The sequence below is a fragment of the Alloscardovia omnicolens DSM 21503 genome, assembly GCF_000420505.1.
Classification (GTDB): domain Bacteria; phylum Actinomycetota; class Actinomycetes; order Actinomycetales; family Bifidobacteriaceae; genus Alloscardovia; species Alloscardovia omnicolens.
The window spans coordinates 61849-86047 of the sequence record NZ_ATVB01000008.1 but is presented as its reverse complement, the minus strand read 5'-3'; the positions used below and the strand labels follow the sequence as shown (position 1 = coordinate 86047).

Below are 24199 nucleotides of genomic sequence, written 5' to 3'. Positions count from 1 at the left end.
TCCAAGATGGCAGCTCGTTGCGCAGTATGCGGTAAGGGTCCACAGACCGGTTATAGCGTATCGCATTCGCATATTCGTAATAAGCGTCGCTTCCTGCCAAACCTCCAGGCTGTGCGTACTACTGTTGATGGCGAGAATGTTCGCCTCCGCGTGTGCACCTCTTGCCTTAAGGCTGGCAAGGTTCAGCGTCGCGTGGCATAGTTAAGCCACGAACTAACCCCGGGAGGAATCCTGGGGTTTTTATTGCCTGCGCGCTTAGCTGGCAATAGGCAATAAGTTTGTGCGAATTGGGTTCTTACAAGCTGTACTCGCTGAATTTTTTGCAACTCATCCCGTTTCATTATCTTTTGTAGCTCGTATTCGTTCGACAAAATGGGACGACCTGCAAAAAATAAATTGGAATTGATCAAAAGTAGTAGATTGAAAATCGACTGTAAGACTGGTATACATATAGCATTGCGATTACAGTAAGATTAAACCAAGTTATGAAATGAAACGTGAACCAGTCCAAAAGATAGCACGAGTACAGGGAGCTACAATGGTTGATATTCATTCAGCAGTATCTTCGGTGCTGACCAATAAGCGCCGCATTGGAGCTCTTAAAAAGCTGGGCGTCGTTACCATTGCTGATGCGATTGGGTATTACCCTTTTCGCGCGACTAAGCGTGTGTCTGTACGCAAGATTGATGATATTAAAATAGGCGAAAATGTAGCTTTCAGTGCGACAGTATTGGACACGCGTGTGACTCCAATGTCTGCTCGAAATGGGCACCGAGTGGAAGTACGTGTGGGTGATGGTTCTCGTCTAGAAGCACGTCTTGTCTATTTTACGTATAAGAAATATTACGTCTCTTATATTACGAATCGTCTTAATGAAGGTGCGCAAATTGCGGTGCAAGGAATGCCGAGTGAGTATGGTGGTTTTATTCAATTTACGCATCCGCAAACGTGCATTGTCCGAGATAATTCGTTAGATGTCCCAGGACCGGGTGAAGTGGACACAATAGAGGAAGCAATCGATCGATTGAGCCGTCCACGGCCTGTTTATCATGCGAATTCAACGATTTCATCCGAACATATTCACGAATCAATTGTGAGTATGCTTAAAGCCCTCGCAGGTGAAATACCAACGATTCAACGAGAAGAGGAAGCGGAGCCTCAATCGCCTGACGAACCAATTATCGATATCGATAAGCTTCGTCATGCTATTCCTGATGTTATACCTGAAGCTGTCCGAATTCAGCGGAATTTGTTGCATAAAGCGGAAGCGATTATCGCTATTCATCTGCCATCTGATGAGCAGAATTTTAATCATGGTATAGAAACATTACGTTATGAGGAAGTACTCATATCGCAAACTGCCATGGTCAAAATGCGTGAGGATAATTCTTCGGCTCGTGCATACAGTTGTGCCGACGAGCGGGGGTTTGTGGAGCGGCTTATTTCCTCTCTCCCATTTACGCTTACGGGCGGGCAGCAGGATGTTATTAAAGAAATCACGCGCGATATGTCGTCCGGAAAGCCTATGAGTCGACTTCTCCAAGGTGAGGTCGGCTCGGGGAAAACCATCGTCGCACTTGCAGCACTACTCCAAGCAGTAGGAGCTGGTAAACAAGCCGTCATCGTCGCACCGACACAAGTTCTTGCGCAGCAACACATCGCAAGTATCTCCAGCATGCTTACGGCAGCCGGGTTAAGCGAGATTCCTATCGTGCTTTTGCACAGTGGTATGAAACTCGCTGAACGTAGGCGCGCATTGGCAATCCCAGCGTCAGGTGTGCCATGCATAGTGGTAGCAACGCATGCCGCTTTTGGAAAAACTTTCCAGGCACCTCATTTGGCAACCGCTGTTATTGATGAGCAACATCGTTTTGGTGTCGAACAACGTGAAGTGTTGCGCTCCGAAATTAACCAAGATGGTGTGGTTCCTCATATGCTTGTGTTGACAGCAACTCCTATACCTCGCTCTGCAGCTATGACATGGTTTGGCAATCTTGATATTTCATGGCTTACCGAACTTCCGGGAGGAAGAAAACCTATCCGCACTGTGCTTGTTCATGAAAATGATGGGGCAACTATGCGCAAGGTCTTTATTCACGCTCGTCAAAGGATTGATGCGGGAGAACGCATTTACGTAGTATGCGCCAGAATTGATGAAGATGAAATCGACGAAACGATGGATTCTTTTGCCGACGAACTTTTTGATCCACAAACTGGTGAACCGATAGAACGTTCTGCAAAGAAGGTACTTCATTCCGTAAGCGAAATTTCGCAACGTTTGAGCTCTCTTCCGCAATTTTCTGGAATTGAAATTCAAACGCTTACAGGGCGTGACGATGATGAGACGAAAAATTCTGTAATGGAGAAATTTGCCCGTGGAGATGCTCCTGTACTTGTAGCTACATCCGTGATTGAAGTGGGAGTGGACGTCCCACAAGCAAGCTGCATTATTATTTTTGATGCGGATAATTTTGGGCTCTCGCAGCTCCATCAGTTGCGTGGTCGAGTAGGTCGCGGTGGCACACAATCGTGGGCATTCTTAGTTCATAATGCACAACCTGAAAGCACTGCTGAGGAGCGCTTAGACGTTATTAAGAATTCTTTGGATGGGGCGGTGATTTCGCAAGCGGATCTTGAACTTCGTGGTGCGGGAGACGTGCTGGGGGATTCTCAATCGGGTCTATCTACATCGTTCAAATTGCTTAGGGTCGTTCAAGATGCGGATATTATTGCGCAAGCACGTGAAGACGCTGAAGAACTTATTCATCACGATAAAAAGCTGAGTGAGGATCCAGAATTATTGGGAGCTGTGCTTGATTTTGAACGTGATACGGCGGAGTATTTGAAGAGTTCATGAGTGCTGTTAGAGTAGCGCTAATATTCAAATAAACCCCCAGTGCTAAGTTATCAGTATGCGCATTATTGCAGGCCGATTTAAAGGGCAAGAGATTAAAACTCCGAAGAATGCTTCAACGACTCGTCCAACGACAGATCGTGCGAAAGAAGCTATTTTTTCACATCTGGAATCACAGGGCGTGCTCGATAATACGCGCGTAGCGGATATTTATGCAGGCACGGGTGCGTTAGGATTCGAAGCGCTAAGTCGGGGAGCAGTTTCGGTTACTTTTGTAGAATCCAATGCTCAGATTGCACGTTTAATTGCTCAAACTGCGCAGGGTTTTAAAGGCTATCATGCATGTGAATTATCTATTAAAATTATTCGTGCGCAGGCGGAAAAATATACGCAAAAAGTAGCAGGAAGCGCGGAACTTTTCGATCTCGTTTTTATGGATCCTCCGTACGCTGTGGAAACAAATGTTCTCAACCATCAGATTGAGTGGATGAGCACGGTACTTTCTGCAGATGGCGTCATTATGGTTGAACGTTCGATTCGTTCAGACGATATCTATGCGCCACAAGGTTTCGAAATTTATCTGCGTAAAGATTATGGAGAAACGACAGTGTTCTATTTACGCCGTTTAGTATAAATGTGAAGAGCTAAGACAATTCCGAAAAGAATAGTAATACCGTTAAATACAATTCCTAGTACCGTGATATTGCTATAGAAATTCGGGATGAGAAGGAAAGCGATACCAAATATCGCATAGAGAGACCTGATAATGGTATCAACACTGCCTAGACGTTGGTGATCATATGAGCTAAAAAGCATTTTGCTGAAATAATTACCAGAGATGCCGATAACAAAGTAACCGATAGCAAAAGTGATAATTTTTGCAGGAATCCATGGCACAACAAAGACAAGTAACAACGCAGTTCCAGAAATAATATAATCCCAGCAGAAGAAATGCGTAGGTCTGATGCGGATAAACGGCGCGCATACCGAGCCGAGTAGATCAGCACCTTGCTGGATAGCGATGACAAGACCTAGCCATGCGATATCGACATGAATAGAGACAAGATAGAGCGGCGCCAATGCAAAAAGAACATCGAGCGCGCCGCTCAGGAAAGCTTCACATACGATAATTGCCGATGGTACACGTTGCTGAGAAAAATAACGAATGGAATCTTGAAAACTGTATTGTGTTATATCGGTGGAATTCTCAGATGGTGAAGTAGTTTCGCGAACAGAAATTTTCATTCTCCAAAAGAAATAAATGCCAGCAATGAAGAATGGAATGCTGAGATTTAAAACAATGAAATAAGTGATAACGCCCAGGAGAACGGATGCAGCGAAATTAGAGGCAATATTTAAAATATTTCCTGTTAGATACTGAATATCGACAGAGCGTTCGATGAGTTTTTCATCGTCATTAAGCGCTTGAGGAACGATACTGGTGTCAAGTGCACCCATGACAGATGTTAAACAATAAAAAAGAAAATTAACAGTACACAGTATCGCTATGGGAACGCGCGTATACATGCATATAATCATCACGATGACAAGAAGGACATACATGCTTTGACATGCGATAAGCCAATTTTTCTTCGCTTTTATTGCATCTATCCGTGCGCCGAACAGAAATCCAAACATTGCTGGAATCATGGCGATAAGCGTGAAAGTAGATAACTGCCCAGCTTCAATATGGTAGACGGATACCAACCCGACGGAAAGTGCTACGGCATAGAAGCTATCAGCGATATTAAGTAGGCTTTTGCCATAGACGAGTTGGCGGAAATTGAAGGGGAAACTTCGCCAACCTGTATGTAATATTTGCATGTTACTCATTTTCTTTAGATTTGGAGCTCAAGCTGATATCGTATTGATGAATATCCCAAGTTAGAACATCAATTTGAATACAGTTGCACATATTGTTTAATCCTGTCAACATCGCGAAAACTTTATAACTGATAAGACCAGCAGCCATAAAAGTAATGGGTGCTATAACGCTGGTTGACACTTTATCAGGAATTAGGTGATCGTCGGTAATTTTATTTTCCGCGTAGAAAGTATGTAAATCAACCGTGATATTAGGAATTATGCATGCGTAATTTATAACGGTTGAAGCGTATGAACCTGCTATAAAAGGAATATTATATTTAGCAGATAAATCGTCAAACCAGAAATCTATATCTTGCGGTGTATCAGCACTACATATTGCAAGATCAAAGATGTTGTCAGTGTAGATTTTTTCTAGATCCGGTTTAGTGCTAATCTTTTGCGTTATGACTTCAATGTGAGTTTCACCTATACTGTGAAGATAATTTCGAGCTGCTTCGATTTTTGAATGTTGAATATTCTCGATATTATAGATACTCTGACGTGTGAGATTAGATTCATCAACAACATCAAAATCGACAAGTATAAGTTTTCCGACTCCCAAGCGAGTTAAAGACTCAGCAATAGTTCCACCTATACCCCCAATACCGACTATAAGCACAGAACTGTTAAGGAGTTTTTCTTGATATGATGCGGGAGAAATATTACTACTTTCATCAATCCATTCAAAGAAGTTGATATTTCTAGAATATCGAGAGTCGTTGTATGGATTATCTGTTACTAAACCCAAATTTTTAAATCTGTCGAGTTCAGATGTAGTTGCCACTTTTTCAAGGTCTGTTGAAAGTAAAAGCGAACGATTACGCGGTGTATCAGGGATTTCGCGGATAAGAGTAGAATTACCAAAGCCAAATTGAATTTTTCCGTTATAAGCATAGGGTTGAAGTGTTCTTTTTATTTTTAGCATGATTATTTTCTTGGATATTTGAAATATATGTGTGAGCTGATAATAATTCATTAGTAGGGAGATTCCTTCACGGATCCTTTGAAGAAATCCCTACCCCCTCATTATTCACGCGCTAGCGTTGTCCTACTCGGTAAGTTGGGAACATCGTAGTCACCTTCTTTCGTATGCAATAGGTAATTACAGGATGCTCTGTAAATTCCTATGTCAATCAATTCTTACGGTGTTGTAAGAATTGATTGACAGCCTAATAATGTACGTAAGTGAATGCTATTTCTGTCCAAATAGTGGATAAATTTTCTTATTCTGTATTATATGAATTGATTTTTATTACAAAATATGCATATCGCTAATAATGTAACTTATGATATATATTATTGAGGGTATAGTTTCTGCAAGAATATTTTCGACAACTTGTTCATACTACTGATAGTAACTACAGAAAGTATAAGAGATGGTGTCAAATTTGAGTAGCTTAAGCTCGCTTTGTGCTTTTCGGGTATATTGCATGCAGATAGTTGCTAAAAAATCATGTTGGTTACTGGTTTAATCTCTTAACAACTACTAGGAGTCGTGATTAACTTAAGTATCGTGGGAAATCACCAGAAACATTCCAACCAAGTTCCATGAGTAGCTTCCGGTCTTTTTTATCAAGATTACGGCAATTGAGTTTTTCAATAATATCTGGACGAAGTTCTGAGGTGCGGCGCAATTCTTCATCACGGCGGAAACGATTAATGTGTGCATGGTGACCAGATAATAAAATTTCAGGGACATCCATACCGCGCCACGATGCTGGCTTAGTGTATTGACGATGCTCCAAAAGTCCTTCTGAACCGGTGTATGATTCGTCTTCGATGGATGCGTGGTTTCCCATAAAACCATCAATGAGACGAGTAGTAGCTTCTACCATCACTGATACTGCTACTTCTCCGCCGTTGAGTACGTAGTCGCCGATAGAGTACTCACGAACGTCAAATCCTTGGGCTTTGTAATATTCTGGCAAACGACCATCATAACCTTCATATCGACCGCATCCAAAGATGAGATGATCTGCGTGAGAAAGTTCTGTAGCATCTTTTTGAGTAAAGGTAGGTGCTGAAGGATTTGGAAAGACAAGGATAGCATTGGAATTTTTCCCGCGCTCAGAATCTGCATCACGTATATCGGTAAGCGGAGGGATGCTCAGTAAATCGTCTAAACAGTTTGCCCAAATTTCTGGCTTCATCACCATGCCGGCTCCACCTCCGACAGGAGTATCATCGACGCTATGATGAACATCGTGTGTCCAATCGCGTAGAATATGTACCTTGAATTCCAATAATCCCTTGTCTTGAGCTTTGCCAAGCAAACTCAAGTTGAGTACATTGAAATATTCTGGGAAAACCGACACGATATCAATGAGCACGAGACACCTTACGAAATTTTAGAAGGGGAAACTTTATGTATGAGAAGTATGAGCAGATAATTACAAATCTAGCAAGCCCGCTGGTGGGTCGATAAGAATATATCCTTCATCAATATCCACGATAGGCACGATTGGCTCTACGAATGGAATCAGAGGTTTTCGACCATCATCTAACCGAAGCTCAAGTAAATCTTGCGCAGCATTATTAATAACAGCAGAAACTCTACCGATAGGATGTGCGTCAACACCATCATAGTCAGCAGAACGTGCAGCTTGCGAGTCATCCACCTGCAAAACTTCTAGACCTACGAGATCGTCTAAATACCATTCATCTGATTCAGAGCTATCAGCCAACTTAGCAACAGGAGCTTCATGAAGTACATCTGGGGTATCGGCATATAACGCATCATCAGAATGTTTGGATTCAGGTGCAGGTGAGGATGCAGATGTACGGTCTTTTTCAACGAATAAATCAGTGCCATTTAATACTTCTGAAACATTACGATCTGTTACACCTTCAAAGAGAACAATCCAACGGCTCTTATAATTACGTGATTTAAGTACAACGAATTCGCGACCATCACGTGTAAGAAGGATAGAACCTGAGGCAAAGCGATGCTCAGGATCATCAGTAAAAAGATGAACATTGACTTCGCCCTTTAGACCCTGAGCTCGCCCAATACGACAAACCCTCAACAACGTGCGCTGTTGAGGGTTTGTGTGCGTAGAATCAGCGGCGCGCATCGATAATATCAATTCGAACGTTGTGGTCCGCAATAGCTTGAACGACGGTTCGGATGGCGGATGCCGTGCGACCTTGACGTCCAATAACGCGACCAATATCTTCGGGATTAACGCGAACGCGAATGTGCTCGCCTCGAGCGCTGTCATGAGACTTTACCGATACATCGTCTGGAAAATCAACGATGTTCTTAATCAAATGCTCTACCGCTTCAGTCAACATTTTACTCAGCCTCTGCTTCTGGCTGTGTTTCTTCAGCTTCAGCAGCAGCTTCTGCCTTAGCCTTTGCAGCAGCTTCAGACTTTGCAGCCTTAAGCTTCTGAGCTTCATTGTCTGCAGCTTCAATACGTGCAGCAGCATCTGGACCAGCTTCAGCGGTGCGCAAAGTACCTTCTGCACCTGGCAGGCCCTTGAACTTCTGCCAGTCACCGGTAATCTTGAGCAGGTTCAAAACAGGTTCGGATGGCTGTGCGCCAACGCCGAGCCAGTACTGTGCGCGCTCAGAGTTAATCTGAATGAGGGAAGGTTGCTTGTTTGGATCGTATACACCGATCTCCTCAATAACCTTACCGTCGCGCTTTACGCGAGAATCTGCTACAACTACGCGATAGAATGCGTAGAACTTCTTACCGAAACGCTTCAAACGAATCTTAGTTGCCAAGATGGCTCTCCTTGTATCATGAGGGTGTTGTTCAGGTCATCCGTGTGGGGCACGCAATCACTGAGCAACGTGTAACCCCGCGCATATTGGAATTGAGGGCGCCAACATACGCAGATAACGCGTTCTAGTTTATCGGAACGGCTCGATTTTTGCTACTTGTGAGCACGCTGAGCTGCCGCAATATCGTCGGCAATAATGCGGTCCACGATGGAGTGCGGAATATACTTGCTATCCGTTTGAATTTCGTACTCGCCGTTGGCTAGCTCTAAACCGTTTGCGCGGCTAAAAGTTACGCGAAAAGTTGCGGTTCCCGACAGCCTGGCCACATGAGCGCGTACTCCCGAAACGTGCGTAAAATCCCACTCGTCGCTAAAAGTTACTGCTTTTTTCTTTGCCATTTCTTCTCCTTTGTCCTGTTAGCGCCAGCTGAGCGTGCAGATAAGCGCTTGATGATCAGTTCGCGGTATAACAGCTGTACGCACGCTGACCGCTTGCATTTCGCGCGTATGGAGCACATGATCGATTTCGATAACGCTCGGTAAGAAAGTCCATGATGATGGGAAAGTAGGGTGCGCTCCGCGATGCACTTCCAAAGACGAGTCTAGCAAGCCTGTATTGATGGTTGCGCGCAAGCTTGGATGGAAAGTGCTTGAATTCATATCGCCCATCACAATCGTCGGCATATCTGCACCACTGGTGAGCTGGGTCAGAGCTGCAATATCGTGCTGCCATTGCTTCGTACTGCGCTGCGGTGAATACGGGTGCGTGGAGACCACGCGCACCGCATTATTATTCACTTGAAGAGTGATCCATGGGGTATTCGAGCCCATATTCTCCAGCAAAGTCGCGCCGGAACTGGTGGCAGGGTAGCGCGACCATACAGCGTTAAAACCGCCGTTATCACTGTCTTTTTTCTCGCCCAACTGTTCATACGCCATAACCGAGCTTATGCCGGCGTCGTGCAAGCGCTGAACAAAATCAGCGCTCACTTCCTGAACAGCTAAAACATCAACATTCATCTGCTCAATGGTGTGCAGAATAACGCTTGTATCTGCGCGGCCATAGCGAGCGTTTACGGTCATGACTGTTAATTGCTGCGTGCTGTTTGCGTGCGCGGAACTGCTCATCGTTTGACGTGGCGAGCCCAAAACAGGCATCATGCCCGCCGGAATAGGAACGAAAAAAGTGAGCGACCAGACCAGGTGCACAACAAGCAGAGCAATACTCGCCCATACTTGCGCGCGGTTATGCGTAAGCGCTGCCAAGCCCAGCGTGCCGACGAGCGGAACGGCCAGCAGAGGAATCAGCGCAATCGCAAAGGGGAACGGACCGAAAGAATCCCATCCGGCAGGCAGATAGCGCAAAGCCATCCACAAGGCAATAACGCCCAGCAAAATCCAAACGAGCATATGACCTCTTTTCGATGTGCGCGAAACAGACGAAGCGCGCCTCCGAGAAGAAGACACGCTTTTCTTTTGTGCTGTGCGGCGAGACTTTTTAGTTGCCACCGAGCAAACTACCTAATCCGCCGAAACCATCGGGAAGCTGAGGGATATCTGGAATCTCCTGCTGCTTCATAAAGGATGCGCCCTGCGGTGCTGCCGGCTTCTTACCAGCTAAACGGTCGCGTAACGCCTGCTCTTCTTGAGCGCGCTTCATAGGGTTACCGCTCTTAGACTTGTTCTTCTTTTTCTGAGCAGCCTTAAGCTTCTTGCCCTTACGCGAGTTCGCGGAAGGAGCGCCCATGCCCATAGCGCCACCCATACCTGGAATGCCTACGGAATTGCCCATACGCTTCATCATCTTGGCAGCCTGCTCGAAGCGCTGCAAGAGACCGTTCACCTGCGTAACGGTTACGCCAGAACCGTAAGCAATGCGGGCGCGGCGAGAACCATTAATAATCGAAGGGTTGCGACGCTCTTCAGGAGTCATCGAACGAATAATAGCCTCGGTGCGGTCGATTTCCTTCTCGTCGAGCTGCTCAAGCTCCTTACGGTGAGCGGCCATGCCAGGAATCATGCCGAGCAAAGACTTCATCGAACCGAGCTTACGCACCTGCTGAAGCTGAGCCAAGAAGTCGTCCAAACCAAAAGTGCCCTCGGACATTTTGGCTGCAGCTTTCTTAGCTTCTTCCTCGTCAAACTGCTTTTGCGCCTGTTCAATCAGAGTGAGAATATCACCCATATCGAGAATGCGCGAAGACATGCGGTCTGGGTGGAAGACCTCAAAATCCTTCAAACCTTCACCGGTAGAAGAGAACAAAATTGGCTTACCAGTGACGCTCGCCACAGACAGGGCAGCACCACCGCGCGCATCGCCATCCACCTTGGAGAGGACTACACCAGTGAAATCAACGCCTTCGTCGAATGCCTTCGCCGTAGCCACAGCATCCTGACCAATCATGGCGTCAATCACAAACAAAATCTCATGAGGATTAACAGCATCGCGAATATTGCGCGCCTGCTGCATGAGTTCTTCATCAACACCCAAACGACCTGCGGTATCAATAATCACCGTATCGTACATTTTCTGCTGAGCGTAGCTAATCGAATCGCGAGCCACCTGCACAGGATCGCCAGCGTCCTGACCTGGAGTGGCAGTTCCTGCAGCTACAGCTTCCGAGGAAACACCGCGCTCAGGCGCGAAAACTTCTACGCCGGCGCGCTCGCCCACAACCTCCAACTGGGTAACAGCATTTGGACGCTGCAAATCAGCAGCCACCAGCAAAGGCGTGTGACCAGTATCTTTAAGCCAATAACCAAGTTTTCCCGCCAAGGTAGTCTTACCAGCACCCTGCAAACCGGTCAGCATAATAATTGTTGGCGGATTCTTAGCGAAGTTGAGTGGACGATCAACGCCTGCACCCAAAACAGCAGTAAGCTCTTCGTGCACAATAGACACCACCTGCTGAGCAGGATTAAGAGCATCGCTTACCTCTGCGCCCAGCGCGCGCTCGCGAATGCGTCCGGTGAAGGAACGCACAACGTCCACGGCTACGTCGGCATCGAGAAGAGCACGACGGATTTCGCGAATAGTGCCGTCAATATCCGCTTCAGACAATTTACCCTTCGAACGCAGGTTCTTAAAAGCGTTCGACAGGCGATCGGTGAGGGAACTGAATGTAGCCATAAGTCCTTAATCTTTCACTTTCCAGGTGGAGCCTTGCGGGCCATCTACAATAGTAATACCTGCTGCGTTCAGAGCGTCGCGAATAGCATCGGCCTGTGCAAAATCTTTGGAAGCGCGAGCTTGTGCGCGGGCTTCGAGCTGAGTTTTGATGAGAACATCGAGAGCTTCGTGTTCTGCGCTGTTCGTGGAGTTCGCGTTGGAAGAGGTCGATGTCGCCCATGTCTGATTCTCGGGGTCGAGACCGAGAACATCTAACATAGCGCGCACAGCGGTTACGGTTTGTGCTACTTCTTGTGCATTGTTGTTCGCTACAGCAGTGTTTCCTTGGCGAACCGTGCTAAAGATAGCGGCCAAAGCGCCAGGAATATTAAAGTCATCTGTCATGGCCGTAACGAAAGCTTTTGGCAGTTCGTCGGCAGTTGTGTGCGTGATGTCTTCCGTGGTTGCTGGCTCAATATTGTTGTTTTCTAATAGCTCGTGAGCACGGTCGAGGAAGCTGGTAATGCGTTCGTATGCAGCGCGTGCTTCTTCCAAAGTTTGGTCGCTCCACTCCAACATGGAACGATACTGCACACCGCCCAAAGCGTAGCGCACAATCCATGGGGTATAACCTTCGAGAACATTGGCCAAGCTTAGGCCGTTGCCCAGCGACTTGCTCATCTTTTCGCCCTTTTGGGTGACCCATGCCGAGTGCATCCACACGTGAGCAAAACCCCAGCCGGCAGCGTGAGACTGTGCTACTTCATTCTCGTGATGAGGGAAGCGCAGGTCCAAACCGCCACCATGAATATCGAAATCATCGCCCAAGTACTTGTGACTCATCGCTGAGCATTCAATATGCCAGCCCGGGCGGCCGGTGCCAAATGGCGTCTCCCAGCGAGCAGTGAGCGGATCGGAGTCCTTAGGGGCCTTCCACAAGGCGAAATCGCGAGGGGAGTGCTTGTCTTCCGATAAGTCTGCGGCGTCTACAGGATTGTACTTATCGTCGCCGGCTTTATCGATGGACGGAGCGGCGGCTTCGACGTCTGAGTTTGCTGCGTTTGCAGCGTTTGTGCTCGCGCTCTGCGTGCCGGCTTCCTGATGCGTCAGCTCGCCGTACTTGCTCCAACTTGGCACGTCAAAATATACGTTGCCCGAAGGAGTGCCGTCCTCGTTCGGCACAACGTACGCGTGACCGCGCTCAATCAAACGCGAAATCAAATCAATCATTTCTGGCACATGACCAGTCGCGCGAGGTTCGTACGTCGGCGGCAGAACGCCAAGTAGATCGTAGGATTGCGTAAACTCGCGCTCGTAAATGTACGCGCGCTGCCACCACTGCTGACCAGCGGCCGCGGACTTGTCGAGAATCTTATCGTCGATATCGGTAACGTTGCGCACGAAAGTAACGTCGTAGCCCAGCTTTGTGAACCAGCGACGGATAATATCGAACGCAACGGCTGCGCGCAAATGCCCGACGTGCGGCGAGCTCTGCACGGTCGCGCCACACACATACATGCCTACGTGTCCAGGACGCAGCGGTTCGAACGGAATGATGCTGTGCGTCGCCGTATTATAGACCTTTTGTGAGGCAGCTACCTTCGATATTTGTGTACTCATATATTAGAGATTATTAGTCTTGCCCGACAGATGGGCGTAATTTCGCCGATTGTGTAGTGGGTGTTTCTGTTTTCCGCGCGGTTTTTTGCTGTAGCTTTCGTAGATGATGGTTAGCGCTACTTGGTAAAGCTTTTACCACCGCTGGTTTAGAGGGGCAGAGAGCTTTAGCGTTCATCGAGGTCATTAACTGATGAAAGTTAAAGCAGCGCGTAAAAGATGGGAAATCAGGTTCTCACAGCGGTACGTTTTACACGAAACGAGATGTGCAAAGGCTGCCACAAAGTGAACGTTCACAAACGGTTGTTTTCCGTGGTAAGTTTTACGCACGCGCTCACGTGTAAAAGATAAAACGCAATCAGCTGAGGTGGCCTTTGCACATGCAATCAAGCGTAAAGGCTACAACAGCAAACCGAGCGTAAAGCAGCCCCGAGCACACACTCAGCAATCAAAACACCTCGTACTACACAAACAAGCCAAAACTTTTGGCTCAAGCTCGTAGTATCAGGTGAATTGTTCTCGTTCACGCACCCCACTCGCGCCCCACTGCCAACCCCGCGTGGCACAATAGCACTATGACTGAAACCTCAAAGCCGTATGTTCTTATCGTGCAGCACGCGCAGTGGGAACGCCCTGGTCATATCCAGGACAGTTTGGAAGAAGCCGGCATTCCTACACGCGTTATCTCGATTCTCAACGAGAAGAAACCCAATCTGCCAGCGTCCGAGGAATACTGCGGCGTGGTGCTTATGGGCGGTCCGATGGGAGCACTCGATTTCGACGAGTATCCAGGGCTCAAGACTGAGCACAAGATTGTGAAGGCTGCCGTGCAAGAGCATAAGCCGGTGCTGGGCGTGTGCTTGGGGCATCAGATTATTGCCGCGGCTTTGGGCGGCAAAGTGAAGAAGGGCAAAGAGCCGGAGATTGGCTTTGGTCATATCGACCGCGTGAACCGTCACGATTTCGCGCCGATGGATTCGGCTGGGCTCGCGGTTTTGCATTGGCATAACGACGTAGTTTCTGCTCCGGAAGGCGCAACAGTTATTGCGAAAAGCGATGTTACGAAGGTTCAGGCCTTTGCTTACGGTTCAGCGCTCGGTTTGCAGTACCATTTAGAGGTTTCGCCAACTATTTTGGAGCAATGGTTGGAGCAGCCAGAAATGATTAAAGGGCTGAAGAAGTCTCAGATAAAGAAGATTCGCGAGGACTTCCGCGAAAATGAAGCCACGCTGCATCGCGTGGCCGATACCGTTTTTTCCTCGTTCGCGGCTCGCTGCGCAAGTTTTTCGCGCGTTCTGCAGGAGAACGCTTAATAATTTTTTAGACTGGAGATTTTGTTCGTGCCTGTTCATGACATTGGCTTAGAAAACGTATCCCTCGATTTTGCGACAAAAACCATTTTCCGCGATGTAACGCTGGGCGTTGTTGAAGGCGACCGCATTGGTATCGTGGGTAAAAATGGTGACGGTAAGTCAACGCTTTTGCGTATTTTAGCGGGACTTCAGCCAGTTGACTCTGGGCGCGTAACTAAGCGCGGCGGTTTAAGTTTAGGCATGCTCGATCAACGCGACAGTTTAGACGATAACGCAACCGTTGCGCAGGCTGCTTTAGAGGGTCGCGAAGAGTATGAGTGGGCAGCGGATGCCTCATCGCGAGCAATAGTAGAAACGCTTTTGCTCGATATTCCTTTAGACACGCTTGTTGGAACTCTTTCGGGTGGTCAGCGTCGTCGCGTTGATTTAGCGCGCTTACTGCTGCATGATTGGGATATTTTAGTGCTCGACGAGCCAACCAATCATCTGGATATGCCGACGATTCACTGGCTTGCAGCACACTTAAAAAGTCGATGGTCTGCCAATGCGGGCGCTCTGCTCGTCGTAACGCACGACCGCTGGTTCCTCGACGAAGTGTGCACGCGCATGTGGGAAGTGCATGACGGAATCATTGATCCTTTCGAAGGCGGATACTCTGCCTACATGATGCAGCGCGTAGAGCGCGAACGTCAGGCAGATGTAGCCGAAACGAAGCGCAGAAACTTAGCGCGTAAAGAGTTAGCATGGCTTACTCGCGGTGCTCGTGCTCGCTCAACAAAGCAGAAGTTCCATGTAAAAACTGCGCAAGAGCTGATTGCCGACGTTCCTGAACCTCGTAATGTTGTGGAGCTGAAAGCTATGGCTACTTCCCGTTTGGGTAAGCAGGTAGTCGATTTAATTGACGTAACGCAAGTCTATGAGCAGAGCGAAGCGGAACAGACACCTCAATCTGTCAGTGTTGACATTACGCAAGACAGCGAAAGCGGAGCGGCAGTAACGCGCACGGTTACCGGAAAGCGCATCCTCGATAACGTTACGTGGCTGATTGGCCCTGGCGATCGTTTCGGCATTGTGGGTGCTAATGGTGTTGGAAAATCAACGCTTCTCAAGATTATTGACGGCAGTTTAGCGCCTACTGCAGGGCACGTAAATATTGGTAAAACCGTTAAGTTTGCTGTGCTATCTCAGCGACTAGACGAGTTAGAAAAGCTCGGAAAGTATCGCGTAAAAGAAGTTTTGAGCCGTTATAAGCCAAGCTATATTGTTGATGGAAAAGAAACAACTCCTGGTCAGCTTATGGAGCGTTTAGGTTTTTCTGCAGCGCAACTGATGACTCCTATAGCAGATTTATCGGGCGGTCAGAAACGTCGAATGCAGTTGCTGTTAATTCTGCTCGATGAACCGAACGTGCTGATTATGGATGAGCCGGGCAACGATTTAGATACCGACATGCTCACAGTTATGGAAGATTTACTCGATACCTGGCCAGGTACTTTGATTGTTGTTTCTCATGATGCGTATCTGCTAGAGCGCGTTACGGATCACCAGTTTGCTATTTTTGACGGTAAAATCCGTCATTTGCCAGGCGGCGTAGACGATTACTTCGCTTTATTAGAGGGCAAAGAGATTGTTGATAATCCTATTTCTGGCGGCATAGTGAGCACAGGTAATGAGTCCGTGCTTACTTCTGCAGGCGTTCAGACGCAATCATCACATACTGCTGACGATAAAGCGGCGCGTATTGCTAAACGTGAAGCTTCCAAGCGTATGAGTGCTATCGAACGGAAAATCGCTAAACTGCAGGACGAGCAAAAGCAGCTTGAAGAGCAAATGGCTGCGCACAATCCAAGCGATTTTGTGGGGCTGAACGAGATAAACATGCAGGTTGAAGCTGTGCGCTCACACATTGACGAGCTGGAAATGGAATGGCTCGAAAAGAGCGAGATTGTAGAGGGATAGGGCAGGCGTTCTGGTTAATAACGAGTTCCGTAGAAGAAATATTTCTCAGCAACTGAATCATAAAAAATAACCAGAAGGCTCTCATCTTTAATCGTTATTTTCTGATAAAGGATATGAGAACTTTCGGGCTGTGCATCAGAGATGTGAAAGGCTGTATTAACGTCTTTAACCAACTGAGAGACACGTGTATCTGAGGTATTTTTCAGCGGAGTAAAATTCACAGTATTTACCAAGCCTGTGGAGCTACCTTTGTGTGCATTCAAGGTGCCATATGATAAACGACCGTCCCAATCTGGTTGTGTGCGAAAAGAATTAATCTTGACGGTCGAAGGTATTTTTACTCCAAAAGTATCGGTGACGTAGTGCAGCGGTGAATTCAATCGCACGATTGCTAGCGTAATAATGCCTGCCAAAGCGATGAGGATTCCAACGAGTGCTAGGGCGAGCCACGATTTTTTCATTGCTGAACCTTAAATTAAAAGCTGAATGGAGTGATTTTTCGAGAGGAAGCAGGAAAGCGCTGTATTCAATTATTTTCTATTAATATTTTAGTCAATTGCGTGCGGAGGACTTGTGAACAGCGTGCACGGCGAGGTGTTAGCATTGGCCTAGCTGAGGCTTGATTGTGTGGAGGCAGAGGAGACACGGTTTTCAGCAAGCTATATGGGCAGACTTGAGCTTATAAACATGCTGTGTATGTCAATCTGTTTTGTAGCGTATGACGTGTTGAATGTGTCTTGTCTCATAACCCGTCTCATAACCCTCCTCGCAACCGTGCCCGTTAAACCGCCCGCCCCGCGCCAACTTGCCCGATATACCTAGCGCACGATACACTAAAACCATTGGGCACGGTGCCCGAAATGTTGCGATTATTAACTTACATGGTAGAAAGACCATAATGGCAACCCTCGCAAAGAATCTCAGGCGTTGCAGTTTAAGCGCGCTCGCCGTGATAATTTCATTTTCTGTCTTGATGGGTTATTCCTCACATACTGCTCATGCAAGCTCTATGGAATACAAAGATCAAGATCTCTCCATTGAACGTGGACATGTTGATGTTTTCTATCCGTTTATTCAAGGTGGAAAACTACTGCAGGGATTAGAATATGGCAATACGCTGTACAATCCCAACCGCTCAACGATTACAGTTCCAGTAACGGCATATAGCGAAAAAGATTTAGGTCATCCTGAACTAAAATACGATACGAGTTATGGCTACTGGTTCTTGGATCAATCTCAAAGCGATATGAATGTTGCTCCTTATCCTGGTTGGGATACAGGAGAAGGTCGCGACGCTGTAGGCGCTCGCACCAGTCATGACGCAACAGCTGACATTGTTGTCACCCGCGTAAGCGCTCCTGAAGATGGAAAAGTTTTAATTTTCGATTCAGGTGAGATGGGTGGAGCTGTTAAATCTTTTGAAAAAGATGACAAAGATGATACGGAAGAAGAAGGCAGTCGCTTTGCTATGCCGGGAATCCTACATCAGGATTCACTGTCTCATCAACACGCTAACTGGATGTTTACTGCTGCCGGTACGTATCATTTAGATGTTAAAACGATTATTACCTCTAAAACAACGGGTAAATCCGTAAGTACTGGAGTGGTGCGCTACACTTTCATCGTCAAAGATAATACGGGCAAAGTGTATTCAGATGAAGACAATATCGTTACTGAACTGAGTAAGGTTCCGTCCTCTCAGCCAGATAATCCGTCCGAGCCGACCCAGCCTACCGATAATCCTTCAAATCCAAGCTCTGAGTTTAAAATCCTCGGTAATCGCGATAAAGGCGCTCACGCTCATTTTCACTCGTATGAATACAGCGGTTTGAGCTTGTACGTTCCGCAAGACAGTATTCCTAAGGGAACACAGAACTTGGAATGGCGTTATGTGCGTGCAGATGAAAAGCCTGACGAAGGAACGACCCTATACGCGCGCAGTTTGGAGCTTCCTGCTGAGCCAGCGATGAACAATATGATGGTATATGTGCGCGCTTTAGACGGTCACGTGAATGAATTGGCATCGGCGAAAGCTCATATTGCTGTTGACGATCATGGTTCAGATATGCGTCCTGTTGTGCGTGCGATTGCTGATGAGCGCGTGTATAAGCCGGGCGAAACCGTTCATTTTACCTCGAAAATTTATAACCCTCGCGTGCCGACTGATGCTGAAGGATTGGGCTTGAGCAATCCTGTTGGTACGATAACGTCAATTGTTCAAAAGCGCGTATGGCTTATTAAGAAGAAGGGCGAAAAGACCTTCACAAAGATTGATATTCCTCGCGATACCGACGCTGGGGATGGGACACTTACCCGTCAGATTGACACGAATTACGATCTTGTTGTTGATGAGTCTATGGACGGCGCAACGGTGAGAGCTTCACTTGAGTTTGAGGATGGCACGCTATATCGCAACGAGAAATTTGATGATTTTGGCGATGTTATTTTGAGCGTAAAGTCTCAGACTCCTTCTAAGCCTGAGACTAAGCCTGAGACTAAGCCAGACAAAAAATCTGACTCCGCAGTTACGGTTCCACCAGCACCAGTTCCTACAGTCGTTCCTGGAGATGCTCCAAAGAACTCTGGCGTGTACGACACATCACACAGCGGTGCGGGTTTGTCGTCCAAAACCAATGCATTTACTGGTAATTCTGCCGCGGTAACACCTGCAACATTGAGTCCTCAGGTCTCAAACTTTGCTGCTCCAGCAAGCATTGGTGCAGGTGCTGGCTCCATTTTGTCAACAGGTGCGAGCGTTGCTGCTCCATCAGCTCAAGACGAGGGTAATAAAGCGGAAGAAGCTGCCGGTCAGTCCACGCTGTTAGACGCGCAGGAGACATCCTACAAACCTCTTAAGGATAAGAAGAAGCAGAAAAATCATACTGTGGCAGCACAGAAGACGAATACTGCATCAATTCCGTGGGTTCTTATGGTGTCTGCAGGCGTATTAACTGTTGCTTTGTGCGCAATGGCAGTGGTTGCCACCATTCTCGTGGTCAAGCGTCGCATAGGGTAGTAAGGCATTATCTTTCACATTTTTCCAAGAATATAGCTCCTTGCGCGTGCAAGGAGCTTGGGGCTGTGTAAGCCCTCATATGCGAACAAATTTCAATTTTCTTAGTGTGAGCAAGGTATGCCTTCTTTTGCTATACCTTGTTTGCGGTAGTGAAGGACTTATTATGACTACTCGTAAGCGCATTGTGCTCTATGTAGCTGTGCTGTGTGCTGTCATCACATGCTTGTGTGCAGGTATAAATCTCAATATTGCTCATGCCGATACGCAGAAAATACTTCTGCAAAAGGGTCATGCTGATTTTGGTCCAACGTTAAGCGAAGGCTCATGGAAGCTCAAAATCCGTGACGATACCGGCGATACTCCTGTATGGCGAAATCCTGATGATGTGGTGGTTGAAGTATCAGATAAAGCTATTATCGCCATGCCGAGCGATGCCGCATACAGCTTTATTGGCGCTCAAACAGGCGAAAAACTGTACGTTATTCCTCAAACTCAAAATCCTGAAGTCATGTGGCTGGGATGGAATACTCAAGAAAGTCAGGTAGTCAACGAACTGGCTGGTGGCGCTAACCTGAGCTTAGATAAGGTAGAAGGGCCAGGAAAGGTTCACGTTTACCTCGAAAATGGTAATCTTCAAGCTCCTCAGCAGCTGTGGAGCTCTGATGCTGCTATGCCTCAGAAAACGTGGATCGAAGCCAATACGCATACTCATGCGAACTGGGTTTTCTCTCAAAAGGGCATTTATCATCTTACTTTTACCATCTCTGGTCAGCTCAAAAACGGTCAGAGCGTTTCTCACACAGCAACGCTGAACTTTGCTGTTGGTTCGGGCGTAAAAGCTCAAGATGCTTTGCCTCAGAGTAACGCTGCGCAAGACGTGGAGCAGTCGGATGCTCAGGAAAGCGCTCAAACTGCTAATAACAGTGCTGCTGAGGTAACTACTCCTGAGAATAATTCCGAACGACTGTTAACAGTTATTGTTGCGTGTGCGGCTGTGATTGCTGTTGTGGCTCTTATCCTCATGATTATTGTGATGCGTTTTTCTGCGTCTGCAAAGAAAAAAGCGCTTGATGATTTCTCCAGTAAGAGCGAGGTAGAGGGAGAAAAGAACTGATGAGGCGAACAACAGTACGAGCATATGCGGGTGTGTGTGCCTGCTTATGTGCAGTGATGATGAGCATGACAGGTTTTGCGCATCCTCAGACAGCTGTTGCCAGTGAGAATGCGCAGGCTAATCTTGCGTTGTGCGATAACGCTCGCCGAGCAAATACGGACTCTGCAACATCGGCACAAGAATCTGCACAGATTCCTGCTTCTGTCAAATGCCGTGTGGGAGCTGTTCATGCAGATGCTTTCGCAGCTTATGTTGATGCTTCGGGCAAGATGGTTTTAGCCTCGCGTGCTGATGAGATTGATTCGCGCGCAGAGAACGGTGTGCGTTATGATCCGAGCCGTCTGATTTTTGTTGTGGACGATACTGCGAAAACAACTGTTGCGGCTACTTTAGATTCGCAATATGATTTTTTGCGCAAAGCTACGGTGAATAATGAGTTTTGGCAGATTCCGTTTTCTCGTCAGCCAGGAATGTTGTGGGCAGGATTCAGCAGTGAAGCGCTAACTGGTCAGGCTCAGGGGTCTTTGTTGCTGAATATGGAATCCATGTCTGGTCCGCAAGATGGTGCTGTGTATATGTGGACATGGGATGGAAGAAATGTTGTTCATCCTAAGATGGCATCTCCTAATGTTGCTGTTGCGGGCGCTCCAGCAGACCAAGGGCAGTGGTCTACTCAGCATCAGTTGGAGATTAGTCAGCATGAACATGTGCAGTGGGCGTTTACTCGTCCAGGAACATATGTGTTGACGATGAAAGCAACTGCGCAGATTAACGGACAGGTGCAAACTGCTGTTCAGGCGTACACTTTTCAGGTAGGTTCAGCTTCGTCGGCAGGGCAGGGCGAACACGGTGGGCAGGGCGAGCAGCCTTCTACTCCTTCTACGCCTTCGACGCCGGAGCAGCCAAGCACACCAAGCGCTCCAACTAACCCAGCTCCATCACAAAATTCTTCTGCCCAACAGAACTCTCCTACCCAACAGAACGCATGCCTCACGCTGGCAGATCTGAGAAATAGGGGACGCCAAGCCATGGTCATAGAGCATGGTCATGTGGATATTGCCGCATACACGCCTGTGGGTGGCGGTTTAGCTATGGCAGTTCAGGAAGATTCTACGGGTTCGCATGTGTTGCGCGATACATCTGGAGTAGTTTTCTGGGTGCACGGTTCGCAAGCGCGTAACGGTTCGGGATATTCTATTCCGCAGTCTGCGGTTGCGGGAGTTCCATGGTTGGGATGGAATAATCAGTCGATGAAACCACATTTGCCAGTATCTATGACCTTATTGCGTGTGCAAGGTCCTGGTTCAGTGCACGTATGGCTTCAAGGAAACTTGGGACAAGCAAATACCACCGTGGTTTCTACATCTGGCCCATACAGCTACACGATGATGCGCAATACGCATACTCATGCGAATTGGGATTTTAGTGCTCCTGGCTATTACACAGTAACTTTGGCTTATGCAGCATTGTCTGGCACAGTAACGCGCAATATTCATTTTGCTGTGGGAGATGTTGACCCGTGGAAGATGCCGATTGCCTGCACAGCTCAAGCTCAGTCTTCTGCTGGGCGAGGGGTGGCTCAGGCTGCAGCTACTAGCTCTGCCCACGGTTCTCGTGGAGGTCTGCCAGCTTTGAATTCAAACCTTGATGGTGATGCAATCGCCAACAATTCCGCCAAATTAGATGAGGAGAAGAAAGACGCTGAAAATGCTGACGGCAAGAACGCTTCAGATGAAAACTCTGCTTCAGCTCAGGCAATCCGCGCAGTCAAAGGAAAACAGAAGATGCCTTTACTCGCCGGAGTCTCTGAAAGCTCGCTGCCTCTTCTTGAGTGGATGATTATTACCTGCGCAGGCGTTATTTTAAGCGTGCTGTGCACATGTGCTGTTCTGCTCGTAAAAAGGAATGCTCATGCGTAAAGTTCTTCGTGCTCGCATTATGGTAGGTATGGCAGTCATTGTATCTCTTGCAATGAGCGCCGGTTTGTGCGCGGGATGCTCGCGCACAGCCGCTGTCTCGTCATCTGTTGCATGTTCAGCCCGTCGTAGCGACAAGATCTGCGTAGTAACGACAACGGGAGTTCTGCGCGACATGATTGCTCATGTTGCTGGAGATGCTGCAACCGTGGCATCAATCATCCCCGATAATGCAGACCCGCACTCCTACGAGCCGAGCCTTGCGTCAATTCGCAATATTGTGTATGCCGATATTGCTTTTAGTAACTATATGCTACTTGAAGAGCACAGCATTATTACTGCTTTGGATTCCAACGTTCGCAAAGGCGTGCCGAACGTTCAGTTAGCTGAGGAAAGCGTTAAAAACGCGGCGGATATTATTCCGATGATTGAAGACGTTTCACTTGACACGATTTGGTTGGGATTAGCCACGGAGCGTGTGGAACGTTCTGTAACAGAAGGAACGCAAACGCAGGGCAGTGGAAATGCTGTGCATGCAGATATTTCGCGTTCTGACCAGATCCGCTTAACTGCTACGAAAGTGCAAGGTCCAGGAGATTTATTTGCCTATTTGACTGGAACTTTTGGCAATGTAGACGTTTACTTTAACTCTGCTGACGGTATTGATGCGCATGATTATGTTGATTTGCCAGCTGACGCTCATACGCATTTAAGTTGGGCGTTCTCCAAGCCGGGCGTATACAGTCTCGATATTCGCGCTGACCATTACAACGCACAAGGCGAAAAACTGCAGTCTTTAGGAAGCACACGCATCACTTTTGCCGTTGGCGTGAACGCTCTGCAGGTCGCGAAAAAACGTGGCGCATCAGTCGTGCTGAATCAAGGACATGCTGACCTTGCTTATAATATCGTGTCCCAAGATTTCTCTGTGCGAGCAGATGACGCGCAATCCTCGCGTAGCGCTACAAGACAGCGTACCTATTACGCGCCAAAAGAGGTTATCGTAGAAGTTCCGGCCCAAGCTATCAAAGAAATACCTGCAGGCGGCGGATACTCTTTCTTAGGGTCAAAAAAATCAAAAATCTATCAGCTCCCGCAAGCCGTACTCGGAAAGCACGTGCATGGCGATATTGACCCGCATTTGTGGCAGTCGGTGAGCAACGGTATTGCATACGTAAAAACTATTGCCGATCGTCTCACTCAAGTAGATCCAAAAAACGAGGCAACATACCGTCGCAACGCGGCGCAATATATTGAGGAGCTGATGGATGTGGACGATTACGTGCGTTCAACAATCGCTTCCATACCTGAGGAACGACGAAATCTCGTAACTACGCACGATGCTTTCGCGTATTTCGGCAAAGCGTATAACGTGAAAATTGCCGGCTTCGTAACGATTAACCCATCGAGTGAGCCGTCGATTCAAGATAGAAAACGTTTAGCGCAAACTTTGAGAGACCTTAAGATACCGGCTGTATTTTTGGAACCGAACCTTATTTCGCGTTCCTCTGTGCTGCAACAGATTGCGCACGATAACAATATACAGATTTGCCCGATTTATGGTGATGCTTTTGACGCGCACGTGCATTCGTATGTACAGATGATGCGTGAAAATGCGCGGTCGCTTAAGAAGTGTTTGGGGTGAGTGGCGGTGTTTTTGGTGATTGATGGTAGCGCGGGAGTTTCGGAAAACGGAAGCTTGG

The 24199-nt window shown here is 47.5% G+C and carries 20 protein-coding genes; 9 read left to right on the top strand and 11 right to left on the bottom strand.

Annotation, left to right across the window (positions count from 1 at the left end):
• The first annotated feature begins 6 nt into the window (after positions 1 to 6).
• The 3 genes from rpmB to rsmD all read left to right on the top strand — a co-directional run bounded on the left by rpmB (position 7) and on the right by rsmD (position 3488).
• A complete protein-coding gene (gene rpmB, locus G464_RS0104710) occupies positions 7 to 201 on the top strand; it encodes a 50S ribosomal protein L28 (protein WP_018142574.1) in 195 nt (64 codons plus the stop codon).
• A 337-nt stretch (positions 202 to 538) separates the two neighbouring features.
• Positions 539 to 2857 (top strand): ATP-dependent DNA helicase RecG, encoded by a 2319-nt coding sequence (locus G464_RS0104705; RefSeq protein WP_022856939.1) that lies wholly within the window; start codon positions 539 to 541, stop codon positions 2855 to 2857.
• Between the two features lie 55 nt (positions 2858 to 2912).
• On the top strand, positions 2913 to 3488 hold the full coding sequence (gene rsmD, locus G464_RS0104700) for a 16S rRNA (guanine(966)-N(2))-methyltransferase RsmD (protein WP_022856938.1): 576 nt from the start codon (positions 2913 to 2915) through the stop codon (positions 3486 to 3488).
• On the opposite strand, the gene G464_RS0104695 is transcribed toward rsmD, so the two are convergent.
• The 10 genes from G464_RS0104695 to cysS all read right to left on the bottom strand — a co-directional run bounded on the left by G464_RS0104695 (position 3467) and on the right by cysS (position 13181).
• The gene (locus G464_RS0104695; RefSeq protein WP_026472617.1) at positions 3467 to 4678 is read right to left on the bottom strand and encodes an MFS transporter; all 1212 of its coding nucleotides are present in this window, start codon (positions 4676 to 4678) and stop codon (positions 3467 to 3469) included. The genes rsmD and G464_RS0104695 overlap by 22 nt on opposite strands.
• 1 nt (position 4679) lies before the next feature.
• On the bottom strand, positions 4680 to 5696 hold the full coding sequence (locus G464_RS0104690) for a HesA/MoeB/ThiF family protein (protein WP_022856936.1): 1017 nt from the start codon (positions 5694 to 5696) through the stop codon (positions 4680 to 4682).
• Positions 5697 to 6219: 523 nt separating this feature from the next.
• Positions 6220 to 7050, bottom strand: coding sequence for a tRNA (guanosine(37)-N1)-methyltransferase TrmD (trmD, locus tag G464_RS0104685; protein ID WP_022856935.1), 831 nt, complete (start codon positions 7048 to 7050; stop codon positions 6220 to 6222).
• Between the two features lie 60 nt (positions 7051 to 7110).
• The gene (locus G464_RS0104680) at positions 7111 to 7794 is read right to left on the bottom strand and encodes a ribosome maturation factor RimM (RefSeq protein WP_022856934.1); all 684 of its coding nucleotides are present in this window, start codon (positions 7792 to 7794) and stop codon (positions 7111 to 7113) included.
• Positions 7781 to 8014, bottom strand: coding sequence for an RNA-binding protein (locus G464_RS0104675; protein WP_021617572.1), 234 nt, complete (start codon positions 8012 to 8014; stop codon positions 7781 to 7783). The genes G464_RS0104680 and G464_RS0104675 overlap by 14 nt, the downstream gene beginning before the upstream one ends.
• 1 nt (position 8015) lies before the next feature.
• The gene (gene rpsP, locus G464_RS0104670) at positions 8016 to 8453 is read right to left on the bottom strand and encodes a 30S ribosomal protein S16 (protein ID WP_021617573.1); all 438 of its coding nucleotides are present in this window, start codon (positions 8451 to 8453) and stop codon (positions 8016 to 8018) included.
• Between the two features lie 152 nt (positions 8454 to 8605).
• Complete coding sequence (locus G464_RS0104665) at positions 8606 to 8851, bottom strand: hypothetical protein (protein ID WP_022856933.1); 246 nt, start codon at positions 8849 to 8851, stop codon at positions 8606 to 8608.
• Between the two features lie 18 nt (positions 8852 to 8869).
• Entirely contained in the window at positions 8870 to 9862 is a 993-nt protein-coding gene (locus G464_RS0104660; RefSeq protein ID WP_022856932.1) for an endonuclease/exonuclease/phosphatase family protein, read from the bottom strand.
• Between the two features lie 88 nt (positions 9863 to 9950).
• The gene (gene ffh / locus G464_RS08945) at positions 9951 to 11582 is read right to left on the bottom strand and encodes a signal recognition particle protein (RefSeq protein WP_022856931.1); all 1632 of its coding nucleotides are present in this window, start codon (positions 11580 to 11582) and stop codon (positions 9951 to 9953) included.
• A 6-nt stretch (positions 11583 to 11588) separates the two neighbouring features.
• The gene (gene cysS / locus G464_RS0104650) at positions 11589 to 13181 is read right to left on the bottom strand and encodes a cysteine--tRNA ligase (RefSeq protein ID WP_022856930.1); all 1593 of its coding nucleotides are present in this window, start codon (positions 13179 to 13181) and stop codon (positions 11589 to 11591) included.
• Positions 13182 to 13753: 572 nt separating this feature from the next.
• Here cysS and G464_RS0104645 point away from each other — a divergent pair.
• Together G464_RS0104645 and G464_RS0104640 are read left to right on the top strand one after the other, a co-directional pair.
• Positions 13754 to 14491, top strand: coding sequence for a type 1 glutamine amidotransferase (locus G464_RS0104645; protein WP_022856929.1), 738 nt, complete (start codon positions 13754 to 13756; stop codon positions 14489 to 14491).
• A gap of 27 nt (positions 14492 to 14518) precedes the next feature.
• Positions 14519 to 16450, top strand: a complete 1932-nt coding sequence (locus tag G464_RS0104640) for an ABC-F family ATP-binding cassette domain-containing protein (protein WP_026472615.1) — start codon at positions 14519 to 14521, stop codon at positions 16448 to 16450.
• A gap of 14 nt (positions 16451 to 16464) precedes the next feature.
• On the opposite strand, the gene G464_RS0104635 is transcribed toward G464_RS0104640, so the two are convergent.
• Positions 16465 to 16911 (bottom strand): hypothetical protein, encoded by a 447-nt coding sequence (locus G464_RS0104635; protein WP_021617582.1) that lies wholly within the window; start codon positions 16909 to 16911, stop codon positions 16465 to 16467.
• A gap of 512 nt (positions 16912 to 17423) precedes the next feature.
• Between G464_RS0104635 and G464_RS08940 the strand changes: the two genes are divergently transcribed.
• From G464_RS08940 to G464_RS0104615, 4 genes are all read left to right on the top strand, one after another.
• Complete coding sequence (locus G464_RS08940) at positions 17424 to 19466, top strand: choice-of-anchor M domain-containing protein (protein ID WP_160300853.1); 2043 nt, start codon at positions 17424 to 17426, stop codon at positions 19464 to 19466.
• A gap of 163 nt (positions 19467 to 19629) precedes the next feature.
• A complete protein-coding gene (locus G464_RS08935) occupies positions 19630 to 20580 on the top strand; it encodes a TIGR03773 family transporter-associated surface protein (protein ID WP_022856926.1) in 951 nt (316 codons plus the stop codon).
• The gene (locus tag G464_RS0104620; protein ID WP_080651157.1) at positions 20580 to 22499 is read left to right on the top strand and encodes a choice-of-anchor M domain-containing protein; all 1920 of its coding nucleotides are present in this window, start codon (positions 20580 to 20582) and stop codon (positions 22497 to 22499) included. Before G464_RS08935 ends, G464_RS0104620 begins: the two co-directional genes overlap by 1 nt.
• Positions 22486 to 24141: an anchored repeat ABC transporter, substrate-binding protein gene (locus G464_RS0104615; RefSeq protein ID WP_026472614.1), complete on the top strand. Its 1656-nt coding sequence runs from the start codon at positions 22486 to 22488 to the stop codon at positions 24139 to 24141. Before G464_RS0104620 ends, G464_RS0104615 begins: the two co-directional genes overlap by 14 nt.
• Positions 24142 to 24199 lie beyond the last annotated feature (58 nt).